Raw genomic sequence first — 17,941 nt, forward strand, 5'->3', positions numbered from 1 at the left:
TTGGCAGCTTGTCTCATGCCGTCAGCCTTGCCGCAACCGTGGCGAAGGCGGTGATCAGCCGGTTGACCTGGGCGCCGGTGGTGGCCGGTGAGATCAGCATCATGTTGTGAAAGGGCGCGATCAGCACGCCCTGGTTGACCAGCGCGACATGGATAGCCGCCTCAAGCTCCGGCGCATGGGCAGTCTCGGCTTCGGCGCCGTTCCTGAGCGGGCCAGGGGCGCAGATGAACTCGACGCGGGCGCCGACGCGGGCGACATGCCAGGGCAGATTGTAGCGATCGATGACGCCGGTCAGCCCGGCATCGAGCCGCAGGGCGAGGCGATCCATCCGGGCATAATTCTCCTGCGTCATCACCTCTTCGAGCGTTGCGCGCATGGCTGCGAACTGCAGCGGGTTCGCCGACAGCGTCGTGCCCATGCCGGAATAGCCCGGCTCCTTGGTTCGGTTGTAGTCGGCATAGCGCGAGGCGACCTCGTCGCTCATGCCCCACACGCTTGCCGGCACGCCACCGGCGATCGGCTTGCCCAGCACGAAAAGGTCGGGCTGCAGCCCGAATTTTCTGGTGTAGCCCCCTGGGCCGGTCGAGATGGTGTGGGTCTCGTCGATCAGCAGCAGCGTTCCGGCCGCGCGCGTCAGTTTGCGCAAGGCGTCGTGAAAACCCGGATCGGGCAGCACCATGCAGGAATTTGTCAGCACCGGCTCGGCGATGACGCAGGCGACATCGCGGTCGGCGAGCGCCGCTTCCAGTGCAGCAACATCGTTGAATTCGATGACCTTCGCCGTCCTGGTCAGGTCGCGGAATTCGCCCGCCAGGCCCGGCCGGTTGACAGCTTTGCCGTCGACCAGCCGGACCATCGTCTCGTCGACCGAGCCGTGATAGCAGCCGTTGAAGACCAGGATCTTTTCCCGACCGGTGATAGCGCGGGCAACACGCAGCGCGAAGCGGTTGGCGTCGGTGGCGCTGGTGGCGATCTGCCAGAACGGCAGACCGAAACGCTGTGTGAGCAGCGGCCCGATGGCCAGCGCATCCTCCGAAGGCAGCATATAGGTCAGGCCGCGCCCGGCCTGGCGGCGGATGGCGCGCGCCACCGGCGGCGGCGAATGGCCGAACATCGAACCGGTGTCGCCGAGGCAGAAATGGTCCAGCCTGTTGCCGTCGATATCCGTGATGGCGGCGCCCTTGGCGCTTTCGACCAGGATCGGGAATGGCGTCGGCCAGTCGTTCATCCAGTGCATCGGCACACCGCCGAAGAAGCCTGGCAGGCCGTTACCGACCTTGGCCTGCGATTTCGGCCGCGCCTTGCGGAAGGTGTTCGCCTCGCTTGTCCGCAATGCAGCGATGCGGTCACGGCTGATACCGCCAATGGACGCCTTTGAACTGTTCGTGCTGTACATGAAATCCCTCTCGGCCGGCACACTACCCAATTGGCGACGGCAACCGCAATTGGCCGTGTTGGTGCGCTGCATTGGGTCAGCAGCAAGTTCGGCAGACTTGACCTTCCGGCGCAGTCGGGCGCCAATGCGATCGGGTCTGTAGTTTGGGGAGAAAAATGCGGACGATCATCTGAGCTATTGCGCTACTCTTGTCGGCCGCTGCGGCTTCCGCATCGGGCGGCGTCTGGTGTTCCGTCGATGACAAAGCGGTGCAATTCGAGGTCGGCGCCGGGGTCACCAGAGGTATGGGCGGCCCGACCTTCAATTTTCGCGGCGATCTCGAGATACTTGGCCGGCCGGAAGGCGACAGTCTGCGCAAGACCGTCTTCGAGGATTCCGACCTCACCCAGTACTGGCTGGACGACAAGGAGTTGCGGCTGAACGTCTACCACGAGCATCAGCTCGGAGATAAATTCAACTCTGTCGAACTGACGATCCTGACCAAGACCAGTGACGAGGGCGTCTATGACGGCCGGTACACGCTTGCCGTCTACGACAACGCCGCCGACACGGAACAGGACGGCAAGCCGAAAGAATTGACCGGCAAGGTGTCGTGCGGAGCTGAATAGGTCACGCCGAGATATCGATGACGCCGCAGTCGCCGGCGGCACTGCCGAAGGCGACCCGGCGCTCTTCCTTGTCCCACATCATCGCGGTGATGGCGCCCATGCCCGGGCGGCGCAACAGCACCTCTTTGGCATCGGTAAAGCGCACCGCCATGACCATGCCGTCATCATAGCCGACGGCGACGACATCCTGGCTCGGATGGCAGGCAACCGATGTCACCATGGCGTTGCCGCGCGTGCCGAGCTCCAGCGGCGCCTTGCCCATCGGGCCGTCCTTGCCCGAAAACGGCCAGACGATCGCCGCCGGCGCGCCGGAACTCGCCAGCCACTTGCCCTTCACGCTCCACGACAGGCTTTTGACCTTGCCGGGATAGCCGGTCATGCGCATGTGCTTGCCGTCGGCGAGCTTCCAACCATGCAGCGCGTTTTCCTGCATGGTGGTGACGAGGAAGGCGCCATCCGGCGAGAAGGTCACGCCGGTATGGGCGCCGGCCCATTCCAGCTCCACCGGTCTGCCCTCGGCGGCCGGGAAATGCAGCGTCGCGCCATTGTAGCGGGCGACGCCGAAGCGCATGCCCTTGGGGGAGAAGGCCAGCCCCTCGACCGAACGTGGATGGGCAAACTCTTTGGTCTTGCCGTCGGCAAAGCGCACGAACGCAGTCTTGCCTGTGGCATAGGCGATAGCGCCTTGCGGCCCGGCGGCGACGCTGGTGATCCACTTCTTGCCGGCGCTGGCGAGTTCGCTGACATTGCCGCCGGCGGCAACGGCAAAAATCTTGCCGTCCTCGCCGCCGGTGATCAGGCGGTCGTTGGCGGCGTCATGGAACGTGGAGAGCAGGCCGTCATTGGCCTGAATTGTCTTGTGGCCGTTGTCGAGCCTATGAACTGTCCCATCGGCGAGCGCAAAATGCGGCACGTTGTCGAGGAAGACGGCGGCAAGGCAGTGACCTTCCAGGTCGAGGGGAGCAACTGTGGGCATCAGGACCATTCCAATGAAGCTGTCACCACTCCCGGGAAGCCACTGAGGCGGCCAGGCCTGGCGTCAACCTTCTCCCCTTGTGGGAGAAGGTGGATCGGCGCGCAGCGCCGAGACGGATGAGGGGTGTTGAACGGATCGCCGTCGGTGCCGAGCTGGAGCACCCCTCATCCGACCTCGCTTCGCGAGGCCACCTTCTCCCACAAGGGGAGAAGGAAGAGCGGGCAGCGCTAGCGCCATAGAGTCCGGAAATCAAGCCGCCTGGCAGGCGTCAAAGCTCTTCTTCAGCCGTTCGGCGTCAAGCTCGCGGCCGATGAACACCAGCCGGCTCTCATGCTTTTCGCCGTCTTTCCAAGCGCGCTGGTGGTCGCCTTCGATGATCATGTGCACGCCTTGGATGACATAGCGCTCGTCGTCGCCCTTGAGCGCGATGATGCCTTTCAGCCGCAGGATGTTGGGACCTTCCATCTGGGTGATCTTCTCGATCCACGGGAAGAATTTCTTCGGGTCCATCTCGCCGCCGCGCAGCGACACCGACTGCACGGTCACGTCATGGATGTCGGAGGGATGCGCGTGACCGTGATGATGATGGTCGTGATCATGGTCGTGGTGATCGTGGTCGTGATCATGGTGGTCGTGATCATGATCGTGCGCCTCAAGGAAATGCGGGGCGTTTTCCAATGCGCGCGACAGGTCGAAGGCGCCGCGGTCGAGCACTTCGGACAGCGCCACGCCGGCGCGCGTGGTGCGGTGGATCCTGGCCGCCGGGTTGATGGCGCGGATGGTGGCCTCGACCTTGGCCAGTTCTTCGGGCGTCACCAGGTCGGTCTTGTTGAGCACGACGACATCGGCGAAGGCGATCTGGTCCTCGGCTTCCTTGGAATCCTTCAACCTGAGCGGCAGGTGCTTGGCGTCGACCAGAGCCACGACAGCGTCGAGTTTGGTCTTGGAGCGCACGTCGTCGTCCATGAAGAAGGTCTGCGCCACCGGCACAGGATCGGCGAGGCCGGTGGTCTCGACGACGATGGCGTCGAAGCGGCCGGGACGGCGCATCAGGCCTTCGACGACGCGGATCAGGTCGCCGCGCACCGTGCAGCAGACGCAGCCATTGTTCATTTCGTAGATTTCCTCGTCGGATTCCACGATCAAATCATTGTCGATGCCGATCTCGCCGAATTCATTGACGATGACGGCATAACGCTTGCCATGGTTTTCCGACAGGATGCGGTTGAGCAGCGTCGTCTTGCCGGCGCCGAGATAGCCGGTGAGAACGGTCACGGGGATTTGCGTCTGTGCTTCGCTCATATCTTGCCTCGAAATGGCTGGGCCACGGAATTGCGGGCCGCAAGAAGGGATTGTTGGCCTGATATAGGATGTGTGCCGGCCTTTTGCACGAGGCAAACCGCCTGGGTGTTTGACCCAGGATTGACGAAGCGGATGGGTAGACCCGAGAGGCCGAGTGCGAGGGATGCCGACCATCAACGTGTCGCCGGAAACGCCTCTTCGTTGACCTGTGCTGAGCCGCGCCGCGTCAAACCGTTGCAATCGCCTTGGCGGAAACTCGTTTGTCATCTAACTGAAATAAACATCTGGCATCACCATTTCGAGCACCACAAATGCTTGCCGGCAAAGCTGTTTCGAAAGCCGGAATCTTTTGGATCGTCGATTGCCAACCGGCCGGCTGCGTCTATGCTGCACGCACCGGTACGGCCGAAGAGGGATCACCATGGCCAAGGCGGACAAGACTGCAACGATGAGCCGGCTGCATTCGGCGGCAAGGCTGGCAAGGACCGCGCTGGCGGCGCGGCTTCTGGCGCACGGCTTCTATGCCGGCCAGGACCAGATCATGCTGACGCTCGACCGCGAGGACGGCCAGACGCCCGGCAATCTCGCCGGCCGCCTCGGCGTGCGCCCGCCGACCATCACCAAGACCATCAACCGGCTGCAGGCCCAGGGTTTTTTGGAAAAGCGCGCCTCTTCCGCGGATGCACGCCAGGCGCATATCTTTCTCACCGACACCGGCCGCGAGATCATCCACGCCATCGAGAAGTCGGTGAAGAAGACCGAGAAGCAGGCGTTGAAGGGCCTCGACAAGAAAGAACAGAAGACGCTGTTCAAGCTACTCGCCCGCATCGAGGCCAATTTGTCAAACGAGGAGCTGGTGCTTTTCGACGACGATGGCGACATCGACGATTGATCTTCCTGACCTAGGCGGCTACCGAAGGCCCGCGCACCAGCGCCGACCAGCGGCCGGGCGTCAGGCCGAATGCTTTCTTGAAATGCCTGTTGAAATGGCTCTGGTCGCTGAAGCCGGCGCCAACGGCAATCTCGGCCAGCGGCTCGCCCACCTCGATCATCCGTCTTGCCTTTTGCAGCCGGCGCATCAGCAGGAACCGATGCGGGCTGGTGGAATAGGTCGCGCGAAAATGGCGTGACAGCGCATAGCGGTCGAGCCCGGTGACGGCTTCCAGCTCATCGGAACGAACGGACCGCTCGGCATTCTCCTCGAGATAGCCGCGCGCCAGCGCTGCCGCACGCGAGGCCGACTTCCCCATCGGCTTTGCTTTCTGTCCCGCATGACGCCCCAGATGCTGCGCCAGCTCCGCAACGAAATCGGCGACGAACAGCTCGTCCAGTTCCTCATCGAGCGGCGACAGGGCCGAAAGCAGCGTGCCACGCAAGGCAGGATCGCTGACCACAGCATCCCTGACGAAAGGCAGCGGCGCGCCGTCGAGGCAGTCGAGCAGCAGTGAGGGTTCCAGATAGAGGATCCGGTAGCGCAGACCATCCTCGGTCCCGGCGCCGCCATCGTGCACTTCGTCGGGATGCAGCACGATAACCTGGCCCGGCAGGCTGTGGTTGACAGTGCCCCTGTAGTGGAAGCGCTGCACACCGGAAAGCGTCACGCCGACGGCAAGCGTATCATGACGGTGCAGGTCGAAGGCGTTGCCATGGAAATGCGCCTCGATGCGCTCGATGCCAGCGGTAACAGGCGCCGAGACGATCCGGTCTTCATCCGCGCACGAACGTTCAAGACCCTGCGTCGCCTCACCTTCTAGATCGTGCGTCATCACCTATCCCTGCCCTTCATGGGCGTGCTCCGGAGTCCTCATTTTGGTGTTCGATACGAAATTTGCAATCTTGCTGCGGGACGATCTCGCCGTCTGGCAAAAGCTCAACGTCGCCGCCTTCCTGACCAGCGGCATCGTCGCGCAATTCCCCGCCATTATCGGCGAACCCTACCGCGACCGCGCCGGCAACCTTTATAATCCTCTGTCGATCCAGCCGGTCATCGTGCTTTCGGCCGATGGGCCGACGCTCAACTCCATCCACCGGAAGGCGCTGGAGCGGGGCGTGACGGGGTCAGCCTATGTCGAGGAGATGTTTGCCACCGGCTTCGATGCGGCCAACCGCGCGGTCTTCGCCGAGTTCGGGCCTGAGGACGCCAAGATCGTCGGCATCGCGCTGCGTGCCGACAAGAAACTCGTCGACAAGATCACCAAGGGCGCCCGCATGCACGCCTAATTCAGCAGGAAGCGTGTAACGGCGCTCATGAATTCAGTCGGCCGCTCGACGTTCAGCATATGGACGCCCGGAAGCAGTGTAAGCGTGGCGCCGGGGATGCTGGCTGCGATCGCCTCGCTGTGGCTTGCCAGCGTTACCTTGTCGTCTTCTCCACCGATCACCAGGGTGGGCGCGGTAATGAGGGAGACAGTCCGGCGCAGATCGCAATCGCGTACGGCGGCGAAGCATCCCGCGAGACCTTGGGGCGGCGTCGCCAGGACCATCGCGCGGAACGCGTCGACGGTTTCGTTTGGGCCGGCAAGCATCGAGGCGGGAAACCAGTTGTGCATGAACATGTCCGCGGTGGCCGACATGTTGCTCGCTGCAAGGACAGTCCTGATCTGCTCATCAAAGTAAGAAGCCGGCCCGAGATGCGGCGAGGTGTTGGAAAGGATGAGACGCTCGATGCGCTCCGAGGCATGGATACCCAGCCACTGCCCTACGAAGCCGCCCAGCGACAGCCCGCAGAAATGCACGCGGGCGATTTGAAGCGCATCCAGCAGCTCAAGGACGTCGCGGCCCAGCCGATCAAGCGAATAGGCTCCGGCCGGAGCATCGGAACTGCCGTGGCCGCGCAGATCATAGCGCAGCACCCGGAAAGATCCGGCAAGTTCCGCTAGCTGCCGGTCCCACATATGCAGGTTCGTCACAATGGAATTCGAGAGCACAAGCACAGGGCCGGCCCCCGCCAGCTGATAGGCGATCCGGCAGCCGTCGCCCGTCGTAAAATAAAGCGTGTCAGTCATCTGGTCCTCATCTCACCCTGGCGAAAGGAGTTCGATGCTCCCGCCGCCCTTTGAATGAGCCACCCTAGGCCTCGTAATTATCCAGGAAAATTACTATGATTGGACGATCTCAGTAGGTTTTTACGATAATGAATGGTCTGAAACTCCACGACTTACGGTGCTTTGACGCCGTGGCAAGCGAGGGCAGCTTCCAGGCGGCCGCCCTCCCCTTGAACCGATCGCATCCATCCGTCTTCGCCGCTGTCGCACGCCTCGAGCAGTTGCTCGGGCTCACACTTCTCGACCGCAGCGGATATCGGGTGGGGCTGACGGAGGCGGGCCGCGAGTTTCACGCGCGAGCGCAGCTGACATTGCGCGAGCTCGACCATCTGCGAACCTATGCGGGCCAGTTGGCGAGCGGCGAGGAGACGGTCCTGCGTGTCGTCATGGGTGATCTCTGCCCGCGACCGCAAATCCTGCGTATGCTCAGCGGCTTCTTTGCCGAACGCACCGGGACACGCCTGCACCTGGAGTACGAGGCGGTCGGCGGTCCGCTCGAACGGTTGATGGAAGGCTCGGCTGACCTCATCTTCCATCGCGCGGATCCTTCCGATCCGCATCTCGAGCGGATCGATCTCTGCGCGGTGCCCCTCGTGCCGGTGGTGGCGCCTGGGTTCCTTCCGTTCGCGCCTGGCCGCGAGATTGCGCCGGAGCAGATGCGGCCCTTCACCCAGTGCGTGATCCGCGACACGGCGCGGCGGCCATCGCCGGAGAGCTATTTCCTCATCGACGGTGCGCATCAGTGCTCGGCGCCGGATCATCTGATGAAGAAGGAACTGATCCTTCACGGACTGGCCTGGGGCCATCTGCCGGCATGGCTGATCGAGGACGAACTGCGGGATAGGAGGCTGATCTCGATCGCTGGTGCACATCTGCCCGGCCGGACGGAGATCTTGGCGGCGGTGCGCCGGCGCGACCGACCGCATGGACCCGTCGCCGAGGCGTTGTGGCTTCATCTCCAGGCGCAAGTGGCATCCGACGGCAAAGCACCGGGATGTCAGAACGTCGCAGTGGAACGCAAAGCGCCTTAGCTGGCATCGGATCGGCCTGCGCTGAACCTGTCTCAGACGCCTGTTGTGCCAGTCGCTTTTGGCTTGCCGGGCGCTGGAGATTGCCGCAAAGGTTAAGCGTTGATCCTCCCTGCCCGGCCTGACATTTGAACGTTCCCGCAAGATCAGACGAAAGCGCAACGCCGCCCGCGGCGATGCTGTTCATGCTGTCCACCTATGTCTTTTTCACCTTTCTCGACACATCGAGCAAATATCTGGTGCTGGCCGGCGTCTCGGCGCTGATCGTCGCCTGGGCCCGCTTCACCGTCCATGTCCTGCTTGTCGGCGTCTTCCTGCGCGGCTGGCGCGAGCCGTCGCGCTTCCGCGCCAACAATTTGCCGGCCCACATCCTGCGCGGCGGTCTGCTGTTCGGCTCGACGATGTGCAACGTCATGGCGCTCAAAACGCTTCAACTGGCCGAGACCACCTCGATCTACTTCTTCGGGCCGATGGTGATCACCGCCCTTGCCGGACCGCTGCTTGGTGAATGGGCCGGCTGGCGGCGCTGGCTGGCAATCCTGTCGGGCTTTGTCGGCGTGCTCGTCATTACAAGGCCGGGCATCGGCGTGTTCGGCATCGGCCATCTTTTCGCGCTCGGCTCGATGCTGTCGAACAGTTTTTACGTCATCATGACGCGGCGGATGTCAGCCAGCGAAACCTCGGAAAGCCTGATCCTGTTTTCGGCGCTGGCGCCGGCCGTGCTGCTTCTGCCGATTCTGCCGTTCTCGCATGGGCTGCCGCAGGATGGCTGGCACTGGTTCATACTGGTGATGCTGGGCGTGTTCGGCGCCGGCGGCCACTGGCTGCTGGTGCAGGCCTACCGCCTGGCGACCACCACGGCGCTGGCGCCGTACCCCTATTCGCAGATGGTCTGGATGATCCTGTCCGGCTGGATCATCTTCCACCAGTTCCCCGACCGCTGGACGCTGGTGGGTGCAGCCATCATCGTCGCCAGCGGCCTTTACATCATCCATCGCGAGCACCGTTTGCGGCTGCGCAATCGCACGACCGTCGATGTCGAGGCGGAGGCTCTGGCGAAAAAACTTTGATTTGCTCCGAATCCGATGGCATAACGCCGCATTTAAAAAACTTAAAAAACTCGGGGAGCCAAGGGCTGGCACAAAAGATCAAGCTTTCGACGATCGCGGATGCGCTTGGCGTCTCCACGGCCACCGTCTCCCTCGCCTTGCGCGACAGCCCGCTGGTCGCAGGCGCCACGCGTGACCGCATCAAGGAGCACGCGCGGGCCATCGGTTATATCTACAATCGCCGCGCCGCCTCACTGCGCACCTCGCGCTCGGGCATTGTCGGCGTCGTCGTGCATGACATCATGAACCCGTTCTTCGCCGAGATCCTGCGCTCGATCGAGAGCGAACTCGACCGCAGCCGGCAGACCTTCATCCTGTCCAATCACTACGACCAGCTGGAAAAGCAACGCACCTTCATCGATACGCTGCTGCAACTCGGCGCCGACGGCGTCATCATGTCCCCGGCCATCGGCACGCCGGCCTCTGACATCGTCATGGCCGAGGAAAACGGCCTGCCGGCGGTGCTGATCGCACGCAGCGTGGAAGGCGCCGACGTGCCGGTGTTTCGCGGCGACGATGCCTATGGCACGGCACTTGCCACCAATCATCTGATCTCGCTCGGGCACAAGCGCATCGCCATGATCGGCGGCACCGACCAGACCTCGACCGGGCGCGACCGCTACCAGGGCTATCTCAACGCCATGGAGGCCGCCGGGCTTGAGGTCAGGCCGTCCTGGCGCATCGCCGGGCCGCGCACCAAGCAGGGCGGATTCGAGGCGGCTGGACAGTTTCTGGCGCTTAAAGACAAGCCAACCGCCGCTTGCTGCTGGAATGATCTGGTCGCCATCGGCCTGATGAACGGCATTGCCCGCGCCGGCCTGGTGCCGGGCGCCGACATCTCGGTGACCGGCTATGACGATCTCGAGGAGGCGGCAATCGCGACACCGGCGCTCACCACAGTCTGGAATGGCCAGCGAGAGGTCGGCCGCCGTGCCGCCAGCGCGCTGCTCGACAAGCTGAACGGACAGGCGGTACGGCCGTCACAGGAACTGATCAAGCCGGAACTGCATGTGCGCCAGTCGACCGGCAAGCCGGTGGAGCGTGCATGACCAAGACTGATGCGTTGCAGACCGTCGCCGTTCTGGTGCCAGGACATTTCAACGACCATGCGGTCGAGCGCATCGACCGCACCTTCAAGCGGGTCAAGATAGAGCGCGCCGATCCCGCCCTGGTCACCGACGAGATGCGCCATGACGTGCGCGCCATTGCGTCCTTCGCCGGCGTCAATGCGGCATTGATGGATGCATTGCCCAACCTCGAACTCATCGCCTCCTTCGGCGTCGGCTATGATTCGGTCGATGCCGGCCATGCGGCCAAGAAAAACATCATGGTCACCAACACCCCCGATGTTTTGACCGAGGAGGTCGCCGACACCACGATCGGCCTTTTGCTCAACACCGTGCGTGAACTTTACAAGGCCGAGAAATGGCTGCGCGACGGCAGTTGGGTGAAGAAGGGCAACTATCCCCTGAGCCGGCTGACCTTGCGCGGTCGGCATGTCGGCATTTACGGCATGGGCCGCATCGGCCTTGCCATTGCGCGCCGGCTGGAAGCGTTCGGGCTGCCGGTGGCCTACCACAACAGGCGCAAGGTCGAAGGTCTGGCTTATGAATACCACCCGACGCTGAAGGGCCTTGCCGAAGCGGTCGATACGCTGATTTCCGTAGTGCCGGGCGGCGCTTCCACGGAGAAGGCGGTCAATGCCGAAATCCTGGCGGCGCTTGGCGCCAACGGCGTTTTCGTCAACATCGGCCGTGGCAGCACGGTCGACGAGGCAGACCTCGCCGCAGCGCTTGCCAACGGCACCATCGCCGCGGCCGGGCTCGATGTTTTCGCCGATGAACCGAATGTGCCCAAGGCTTTGCTGGAGGCGCCCAACACCTCGCTTTTGCCCCATGTCGGCTCGGCCTCGCACCACACGCGCCGCGCCATGGCGGATCTGTGCGTCGACAATCTGGTATCCTGGTTCAGCGAGCGCCGGCCACTGACCCCGGTGCCTGAGACGGCGCAAGTCAAGCCACGAAGCTGAGCGGCTCTCTGCCACACTCGTTAACGTCGGCTTAACGCTTTGGAATCATTGTGGTCTGCGCCGGGGGGCGCGGAGTGCAAGATGACGAAACTTCCGGCATTGATTGCGGCAGCGGCACTTTTCGCCGGCTTTCAGCTGTTTCACGGCGGCAGCAGTGAAAGTTCGGCCAATGAAGCAAGGCCGGCAACCACCTTCAGGCTGGTCGCCAATGGCGACGAAGGCGACTGCGCGGTTAGCCGCGGCGCCGCGATTGACGATGGCCTGTCGCTGTTGACCGTGGCGCCGAGTTGCCGCGGGTTGCTGCCGGGGATCGAGCGGGCAAAATTCTGGCGAGAGGGCGAGGACGGCACAATCGCGTTCAGCGCCGACGGCACCGACCCGATCGTCACCTTCTCGGTTGCGGATGGCGACGGCTACGAATCCTACGCTCCGGCCACGCCGCTGCTTTCGCTGGCGACAACCGGCGAACTGGATCAATCCGCCGGCAATTGATCGTCGGGATTTATTCCGCCGCCGCCCGTGCACCGGCCTTCGCCGCCGCATGCAGCCGCACCGCATCGCCGAAGGCGCGGAAGATCTTGGCCGAGTTGCCGTCCGACTTGACCCAGTATTCGGGGTGCCATTGCACGCCGACGGCGAAGGCGCGGGCGTCCTTCACCGAAACCGCCTCCACCGTGCCGTCGCCGGCAACCGCCTCGACCTGCAGCTTCGAGCCGAGCCGGTCGATGCCTTGGCGGTGCAGCGAGTTGACCTTGATGTCGCCGGCGCCGAATACACCGGCCAGGCAACTGCCCGGCTTGATCGAAATGGTCTGGTGAATGGCGAAACGTTCGTCCTGATTGTCGCTCACCGGCGCGCGATGGTCCAGCGAACCTTCGCGCTCCTGGATCTCGGTGCCAAGCGTGCCGCCTAGCGCCACGTTCAACTCCTGGATGCCGCGGCAGATGGCAAGCAGCGGCACGCCGCGCTCGATCGCCTTGCAGATCAACGGCAGCGTGGTGGAATCGCGCGCCGGGTCGTAGGGGCCGTTGGCCTCGCTGGCGTCGCCGCCATAGAGCGAGGGATGCACGTTGGACTTTGAGCCGGTGACCATGACACCATCGACCGAGGACAACAGCTCGTCGAAATCGAGCCGGTCGCCGAAGGACGGCACCAAAAGCGGGAACACGCCGGCGCCGGAAAGTGCTGCCTCGATATATTGCTGCGGGACGGCATGCCAAGTGTAGTTGTCAAACTGACGGACGTCGGTGGATATGGCGACGAGCGGCTGGTGCATTTGGGTCCGGATTCCATTTGGAGCGAAGCGAATTATCTATTGTGCCTGCAAAATAGGCGATCCGAAGGCGCTTTTCCATGGCAAGTTTCGCCATCTCGCATGGGCCACGCGGCGAACGTTAGACTATAGTTGCACGCTGGCCGGCCGGCCCGCGGATTTGTCGCCAGCGCCGCCGTCAAATCCCGCTGCCATGCTGGACTCGACCCCTTGCCCGTGTATTGTTTCGGCAAATCGATACCGGGCGTGAGGAGACGTCCCTGATGTCGGTTTGTTGGTCCAAAAGGGAGGTTCTGCATGGATCGTCGTTCATTCATCCGCAAGGCCGGGGTCACCGGCGTGGGCGCAGCGGCGGCTGCCGCGACGCTAGCCGCACCGGCAATCGCCCAGTCCAATCCGAAAGTGACGTGGCGGCTGGCGTCATCTTTCCCCAAGTCACTCGATACGATCTATGGCGGCGCCGAAGTCTTCTCCAAGATGCTGTCTGAGGCGACGGACGGCAATTTCCAGGTCCAGGTCTTCGCCTCCGGCGAACTCGTACCCGGCCTGCAGGCCGCCGACGCCACCACTGCCGGCACCGTCGAGGCCTGCCACACGGTGTCATACTATTATTGGGGCAAGGACCCGACATGGGCGCTCGGTGCGGCGGTGCCGTTCTCGCTCAACGCGCGCGGCATGAATGCCTGGCACTATCATGGCGGCGGCATCGACCTGTTCAACGAGTTTCTCGCCACGCAAGGCCTGTTCGGCCTGCCCGGCGGCAACACCGGCGTGCAGATGGGCGGCTGGTTCCGCAAGGAGATCAACACCGTCGCCGATCTCTCCGGCCTCAAGATGCGCATCGGCGGCTTTGCCGGCAAAGTGGTCTCGAAGCTCGGCGTCGTACCGCAGCAGATCGCCGGTGGCGACATCTATCCGGCGCTGGAAAAAGGCACGATCGACGCCGCCGAATGGGTCGGCCCCTATGACGACGAGAAGCTCGGCTTCTACAAGGTCGCGCCCTATTACTACTATCCCGGCTGGTGGGAAGGCGGCCCGACCGTCCATCTCCTGTTCAACAAGGCGAAGTACGAAGAGCTTTCGCCGGCCTACAAGTCGCTGGTGCACACGGCCGCGCACGCGGCGGACGCCAACATGCTGCAGAAATACGACTACCTCAATCCTGCAGCAGTCAAGCGGCTGGTAGCCGGCGGCGCGAAATTGCGCCCGTTCAGCCAGGACATCATGGCCGCCTGTTTCGAGAAGGCCAATGAGGTCTACACCGAAATGGAAGCCACCAACGCACCGTTCAAGAAGATCTGGGACTCGATCAAGGGCTTCCGCAAGGAGCACTATCTGTGGGCGCAGGTGGCCGAGTACAATTACGACACCTTCATGATGGTCCAGCAGCGCAACGGCAAACTGTAGGCTGGGATCTGTCCCTTCTCCCCGTCACTATACGGGGAGAAGGTCCCGGCAGGTGGATGAGGGGCGGTGCAAACTTCGGCGATTGATCGCCTTGGGCCTGGTAGGCGCCTTGAGCCCGAAATTATACCTTATCCATCCAAGCGTTGACGCTGCCCCTTACCTGCCTGCCGGCATCCTCTCCCCGTATAGTGACAGGGAGAGGGACGCGGTCATCGTCGTTTCGCCAATCGCCAACGTCGCAGGATTGAGGCTGCCCTTCATTCCCTGCCCGGCACCACCAACACCTTGACCTCGCCGAGGGCGGCCGGGTTGGAGATAACCGAGGGGGCTCCGTCCAGGCCGACCTGTCTGGAGATGAGCTTGTCGATCTCGATTGCCCCGGACGCGACAAGGTCCGCCGCCCGCCTGTGGGTGAAGGGGTTGATGAACGAGCCGAGAACCTTCAGTTCGCGAAACAGGATGTCGAACGGTTCGAAGGGCACTTTCACGCCTTGCGGCATCACGCCGACGATCACCACCGTGCCGCCGGACTTCGCCAGCCGCATCGATTGTTCGACGGTATCGGGGACACCGGCGCATTCGAGCACCACGTCGGCCCCGCCGGGCACAAGGCCGGTTGGGCCGGCGATCGCCTCGATCGGGTCGACCGCGTTTGGGTCGACCGTCGCCGTTGCACCGAGCTCTTCGGCGAGCGCACGGCGGGAGGCCTGCCGCGTCGACAGGATGATGGTCGCCGCTCCTGCGAGCCTCGCCAGTTGCACGGTAAGCAGGCCGATGACGCCGCCACCAAGCACCACCACGGCAGCGCCGGGTCTGATTCCGGCGAGGTCGACAGCGTGCAGGCAGCAGGCCAGCGGCTCGCAGAAGGCGCCATGCGTTGGCTCGAGGTTCGCAGGCAGAAGAAAGGCCTGGCTCTGCGGCATCACGACATAGTCGGCGAAGCCGCCGTCGCGATGGATGCCGATGGCCCTGAGATTGCTGCACAAATTGACCCGGCCGGCCCGACAATGACTGCAGCGTCCGCAGAAGATGTTGGGATCGCCGGTAACACGGTCACCGATGGCGATGCCGGAAACCGCGTCGCCGACAGCCTCGACGATGCCGCAGAATTCGTGACCAAGCGTCACCGGCGGGCTCGAAGGGAATTCGCCGTGGAGGAGGTGACGGTCGGTGCCGCAAACGCCGCAGGCTTCGACGCGCACCAGAACGTCCTGCGGTCCCGCAACAGGCTTGTCGACCTCCCGTAGCGCAATGCTGCCCACGGCTTCCAGGCGCACGGCTCTCATAACATCCTCACTCAGGTTCTCAGTGTTCACACATCAGTTGAAGTTCGGCGGCTGCGACAGGTCGGTCGCCGGCGCCGCCGGCTTGGCGGGCGGCGTCTCGCCGAAATTCGGCGGCTGCGAGAGATCGTTCGACGGTGGCGCCGCAGGTGATGGGCCACCGTTGGCTGGTGGTGGTGTGCCGAGAGGCGCAAGGCCTGGCATATCAGGCAAGTTGATCTCGATCGTTCCCGGATCGACGGCCGCACCCTTGTAGCGCATGACCATTTGCGGGAAGGCGATGGTCAGCCCGATCATGATCACCTGGATGCAGACGAAGGGCACGGCGCCCCAATAGATCTGGCCGGTGGTCACCGGCGCGATCTGCTTGCCGGTGAGGCGATCGAGATAGGGCACGCGCGCGGCGACAGAGCGCAGGTAGAACAGCGCAAAGCCGAAAGGCGGGTGCATGAAGCTTGTCTGCATGTTGACGCCGAGCAGCACGCCGAACCAGATCAGGTCGATGCCGAGCTTATCGGCAGCCGGCGCCAAGAGCGGNCGATCAGGAAGCCGACTTCGCCGCCCGGCAGCGACGTCAACAAATGCTCGACCCAGACGTGGCCGTTGACGCCGTAGAAGGTCAGCGAGAACACCCGCGCGCCGATCAGGATGAACAGCACGAAGGAGGAAAGCCTGGTGGTCGACGCGAGCGCCTGTTTGATGACATCCAGCGACAACCGCCCCTTTATTGCCGCCATCGCCAGGGCGCCAACCGCGCCCATGGCGCCGCCCTCCGTCGGGGTGGCGATGCCGAGGAAGATGGTGCCCAGCACCAGGAAGATCAGCGCCAGAGGCGGGATCAAAACGATGATCACCTGCTGCGCCAACCTGGACATCATGTTGATGTTCAGGCCCTTGTCGGCGATCGCCACGATATAGATCAGGATCACCCCGATGCTGGCGCCAAGGATATCGGCATTGTCGCCATGCGCCGGCGCAAGGTAGCGATAGGCCGCATAGGAAGCCGCGACTGCCACCAGCAGTGCCGCGAGCAGCGACAGCACGCCGTGGCCAAGCGTGCGGGCCGCCAGCGGCAACGCCGGCATCGAGTTCGGCCGGACGATCGACATGATCAGGATGTAGAGCGTGTAAAGGCCGGTCAGCACCAGGCCGGGGATCAGCGCGCCGGCATACATGTCGCCGACCGAACGGCCGAGCTGGTCGGCCAGAACGATCAGCACCAGCGACGGCGGGATTATCTGGGCGAGTGTGCCGGATGCCGCGATGACGCCCGACGCCAGTCGTCGGTCATAGCCGTAGCGCAGCATGATCGGCAGCGAGATCAGGCCCATGGCGATGACCGAAGCCGCGACCACGCCCGTGGTCGCGGCAAGCAGCGCACCGACGAAGATCACCGCATAGGCAAGGCCGCCGCGAACCGGGCCGAACAGCTGGCCGATCGTGTCGAGCAGGTCCTCGGCCATGCCCGATCGTTCCAGCACGATGCCCATGAAGGTGAAGAACGGGATTGCCAAGAGCGTGTCGTTCGACATCACCCGGCTGCCGTAGAAATTGTCGGGCAGCGCATGCAGCAGCGGCCACGCCAGGTTGATCGAGCCGCCCGAATAGGGCGACAGCACGACACCGATGAAGAAGAACATCAGGCCGTTGGCGGCGAGCGAGAAAGCGACGGGGTAGCCGATCAGCAGGAAGATGATCAGCGAGGCGAACATGATCGGCGCCATGTTCTGGGCGATGAACTCGATCATGGGCGCGCCTCCTGGGCGAGCGCCTTGGCTTCTTCGGCAAGGGCTTTCGCCTCGAGCTCGGCCTGTTCGTGCACCGAGATGAACGGATTGGGATCGTCCATGTCGCCGCGCATGATGGCGATCTTCTTGATGATCTCGGAGATGCCCTGCAGCGCCAGCAGAAAGAAGCCGACGAGCAGGATCGCCTTGGCCGGCCAGATGATCAGGCCGCCGGAATTGTTCGACATTTCGCCGCTGCGGAACGACAGCGACACGTAGGGTACAAAATAGATCACCATCAGCGTCACAAACGGCATCAGGAAGAAGACATGGCCGAGCAGGTCGATCCAGTGCTGCACGCGGCGCGACCACATGCCGTAGACGATGTCGATGCGGATATGGTCGTTCTGTTTCAGCGTGTAGGCGGCGGCCAGCATGAAGGCGGCGCCGAACAGGTACCACTGCAGTTCCAGCCAGGCATTCGACGAGACGTCGAAGACCTTGCGGATGATGGCATTGGCGGCGCTGACCAGGATTGCCAGCAGGATCAGCCACGATATCCACCGGCCGATGAACTCGTTCATACGGTCGATCGTTCTGGATAGAGCGAGCAGCCCTGCCATGCATTTCCTCCCTGAGGTCGAAGGCGCGCCGGCTCCCCTATTTTCCGTCGCGCCGCTGTGGCCCAACGGTATGCCGTGCGTGGTTCGGCGGGTCAACATGGCATGGGCGCGATCAACGCCGTCGTGACGGGAGGCA

The 17,941-nt window shown here is 63.4% G+C and carries 17 protein-coding genes and 1 pseudogene; 9 read left to right on the forward strand and 9 right to left on the reverse strand.

What is annotated here, in order from left to right:
* Window positions 1-13: 13 nt before the first annotated feature.
* Complete coding sequence (locus X756_RS153015) at window positions 14-1,396, reverse strand: aspartate aminotransferase family protein (protein ID WP_023729713.1); 1,383 nt, start codon at window positions 1,394-1,396, stop codon at window positions 14-16.
* Window positions 1,397-1,644: 248 nt separating this feature from the next.
* Between X756_RS153015 and X756_RS01000000165430 the strand changes: the two genes are divergently transcribed.
* Window positions 1,645-2,004 (forward strand): hypothetical protein, encoded by a 360-nt coding sequence (locus X756_RS01000000165430; protein WP_245264500.1) that lies wholly within the window; start codon window positions 1,645-1,647, stop codon window positions 2,002-2,004.
* A gap of 1 nt (window position 2,005) precedes the next feature.
* On the opposite strand, the gene X756_RS153010 is transcribed toward X756_RS01000000165430, so the two are convergent.
* Entirely contained in the window at window positions 2,006-2,980 is a 975-nt protein-coding gene (locus X756_RS153010; protein WP_023711331.1) for a WD40 repeat domain-containing protein, read from the reverse strand.
* Between the two features lie 249 nt (window positions 2,981-3,229).
* Window positions 3,230-4,282: a GTP-binding protein gene (locus X756_RS153005; protein WP_023729714.1), complete on the reverse strand. Its 1,053-nt coding sequence runs from the start codon at window positions 4,280-4,282 to the stop codon at window positions 3,230-3,232.
* Window positions 4,283-4,703: 421 nt separating this feature from the next.
* Here X756_RS153005 and X756_RS153000 point away from each other — a divergent pair, with 421 nt between their 5' ends.
* Complete coding sequence (locus tag X756_RS153000) at window positions 4,704-5,174, forward strand: MarR family winged helix-turn-helix transcriptional regulator (RefSeq protein ID WP_023729715.1); 471 nt, start codon at window positions 4,704-4,706, stop codon at window positions 5,172-5,174.
* Window positions 5,175-5,184: 10 nt separating this feature from the next.
* On the opposite strand, the gene X756_RS152995 is transcribed toward X756_RS153000, so the two are convergent.
* The gene (locus X756_RS152995) at window positions 5,185-6,048 is read right to left on the reverse strand and encodes an AraC family transcriptional regulator (RefSeq protein ID WP_023729716.1); all 864 of its coding nucleotides are present in this window, start codon (window positions 6,046-6,048) and stop codon (window positions 5,185-5,187) included.
* Between the two features lie 46 nt (window positions 6,049-6,094).
* Here X756_RS152995 and X756_RS152990 point away from each other — a divergent pair, with 46 nt between their 5' ends.
* Window positions 6,095-6,502, forward strand: a complete 408-nt coding sequence (locus X756_RS152990) for a DUF2000 family protein (RefSeq protein WP_023729717.1) — start codon at window positions 6,095-6,097, stop codon at window positions 6,500-6,502.
* On the opposite strand, the gene X756_RS152985 is transcribed toward X756_RS152990, so the two are convergent.
* Window positions 6,499-7,287: an alpha/beta fold hydrolase gene (locus X756_RS152985; RefSeq protein ID WP_023729718.1), complete on the reverse strand. Its 789-nt coding sequence runs from the start codon at window positions 7,285-7,287 to the stop codon at window positions 6,499-6,501. The genes X756_RS152990 and X756_RS152985 overlap by 4 nt on opposite strands.
* Window positions 7,288-7,415: 128 nt before the next feature.
* Here X756_RS152985 and X756_RS152980 point away from each other — a divergent pair, with 128 nt between their 5' ends.
* From X756_RS152980 to X756_RS152960, 5 genes are all read left to right on the forward strand, one after another.
* Entirely contained in the window at window positions 7,416-8,357 is a 942-nt protein-coding gene (locus X756_RS152980; RefSeq protein ID WP_023729719.1) for a LysR family transcriptional regulator, read from the forward strand.
* Between the two features lie 182 nt (window positions 8,358-8,539).
* Window positions 8,540-9,424: a DMT family transporter gene (locus tag X756_RS152975; RefSeq protein WP_032999395.1), complete on the forward strand. Its 885-nt coding sequence runs from the start codon at window positions 8,540-8,542 to the stop codon at window positions 9,422-9,424.
* A 65-nt stretch (window positions 9,425-9,489) separates the two neighbouring features.
* The gene (locus X756_RS152970; protein WP_023671355.1) at window positions 9,490-10,512 is read left to right on the forward strand and encodes a LacI family DNA-binding transcriptional regulator; all 1,023 of its coding nucleotides are present in this window, start codon (window positions 9,490-9,492) and stop codon (window positions 10,510-10,512) included.
* Window positions 10,509-11,492 carry a 2-hydroxyacid dehydrogenase gene (locus X756_RS152965; RefSeq protein WP_023729721.1) on the forward strand — a complete coding sequence of 328 codons (984 nt, stop codon included), beginning with the start codon at window positions 10,509-10,511 and terminating at the stop codon, window positions 11,490-11,492. The genes X756_RS152970 and X756_RS152965 overlap by 4 nt, the downstream gene beginning before the upstream one ends.
* An 81-nt stretch (window positions 11,493-11,573) precedes the next feature.
* Window positions 11,574-11,984, forward strand: a complete 411-nt coding sequence (locus X756_RS152960; RefSeq protein ID WP_023729722.1) for a hypothetical protein — start codon at window positions 11,574-11,576, stop codon at window positions 11,982-11,984.
* A 10-nt stretch (window positions 11,985-11,994) separates the two neighbouring features.
* Here the strand turns inward: X756_RS152960 and X756_RS152955 are convergent, their stop codons facing one another.
* Window positions 11,995-12,768 (reverse strand): gamma-glutamyl-gamma-aminobutyrate hydrolase family protein, encoded by a 774-nt coding sequence (locus tag X756_RS152955; protein WP_023725934.1) that lies wholly within the window; start codon window positions 12,766-12,768, stop codon window positions 11,995-11,997.
* A 294-nt stretch (window positions 12,769-13,062) separates the two neighbouring features.
* Here X756_RS152955 and X756_RS152950 point away from each other — a divergent pair, with 294 nt between their 5' ends.
* Window positions 13,063-14,172 (forward strand): TRAP transporter substrate-binding protein, encoded by a 1,110-nt coding sequence (locus X756_RS152950; protein WP_023725935.1) that lies wholly within the window; start codon window positions 13,063-13,065, stop codon window positions 14,170-14,172.
* Window positions 14,173-14,429: 257 nt separating this feature from the next.
* On the opposite strand, the gene X756_RS152945 is transcribed toward X756_RS152950, so the two are convergent.
* From X756_RS152945 to X756_RS152940, 3 genes and pseudogenes are all read right to left on the reverse strand, one after another.
* On the reverse strand, window positions 14,430-15,458 hold the full coding sequence (locus X756_RS152945) for a zinc-dependent alcohol dehydrogenase family protein (RefSeq protein ID WP_023729723.1): 1,029 nt from the start codon (window positions 15,456-15,458) through the stop codon (window positions 14,430-14,432).
* A gap of 33 nt (window positions 15,459-15,491) precedes the next feature.
* Window positions 15,492-17,203: pseudogene (locus X756_RS01000000165435) on the reverse strand (TRAP transporter large permease subunit).
* Entirely contained in the window at window positions 17,200-17,805 is a 606-nt protein-coding gene (locus X756_RS152940) for a TRAP transporter small permease subunit (protein WP_023683517.1), read from the reverse strand. Before X756_RS152940 ends, X756_RS01000000165435 begins: the two are co-directional and overlap by 4 nt.
* Window positions 17,806-17,941: the final 136 nt, after the last annotated feature.

This window comes from Mesorhizobium sp. LNJC405B00 (genome assembly GCF_000502615.1).
Lineage (GTDB): Bacteria > Pseudomonadota > Alphaproteobacteria > Rhizobiales > Rhizobiaceae > Mesorhizobium.

Coding starts and splice junctions, on each gene's coding strand:
- X756_RS153015 (WP_023729713.1), bottom strand. CDS start 1,396: ATGTACAGCACGAACAGTTCAAAGGCGTCCATTGGCGGTATCAGCCGT.
- X756_RS153010 (WP_023711331.1), bottom strand. CDS start 2,980: ATGCCCACAGTTGCTCCCCTCGACCTGGAAGGTCACTGCCTTGCCGCC.
- X756_RS153005 (WP_023729714.1), bottom strand. CDS start 4,282: ATGAGCGAAGCACAGACGCAAATCCCCGTGACCGTTCTCACCGGCTAT.
- X756_RS153000 (WP_023729715.1), top strand. CDS start 4,704: ATGGCCAAGGCGGACAAGACTGCAACGATGAGCCGGCTGCATTCGGCG.
- X756_RS152995 (WP_023729716.1), bottom strand. CDS start 6,048: ATGACGCACGATCTAGAAGGTGAGGCGACGCAGGGTCTTGAACGTTCG.
- X756_RS152985 (WP_023729718.1), bottom strand. CDS start 7,287: ATGACTGACACGCTTTATTTTACGACGGGCGACGGCTGCCGGATCGCC.
- X756_RS152980 (WP_023729719.1), top strand. CDS start 7,416: ATGAATGGTCTGAAACTCCACGACTTACGGTGCTTTGACGCCGTGGCA.
- X756_RS152975 (WP_032999395.1), top strand. CDS start 8,540: ATGCTGTCCACCTATGTCTTTTTCACCTTTCTCGACACATCGAGCAAA.
- X756_RS152965 (WP_023729721.1), top strand. CDS start 10,509: ATGACCAAGACTGATGCGTTGCAGACCGTCGCCGTTCTGGTGCCAGGA.
- X756_RS152960 (WP_023729722.1), top strand. CDS start 11,574: ATGACGAAACTTCCGGCATTGATTGCGGCAGCGGCACTTTTCGCCGGC.
- X756_RS152955 (WP_023725934.1), bottom strand. CDS start 12,768: ATGCACCAGCCGCTCGTCGCCATATCCACCGACGTCCGTCAGTTTGAC.
- X756_RS152950 (WP_023725935.1), top strand. CDS start 13,063: ATGGATCGTCGTTCATTCATCCGCAAGGCCGGGGTCACCGGCGTGGGC.
- X756_RS152945 (WP_023729723.1), bottom strand. CDS start 15,458: ATGAGAGCCGTGCGCCTGGAAGCCGTGGGCAGCATTGCGCTACGGGAG.
- X756_RS152940 (WP_023683517.1), bottom strand. CDS start 17,805: ATGGCAGGGCTGCTCGCTCTATCCAGAACGATCGACCGTATGAACGAG.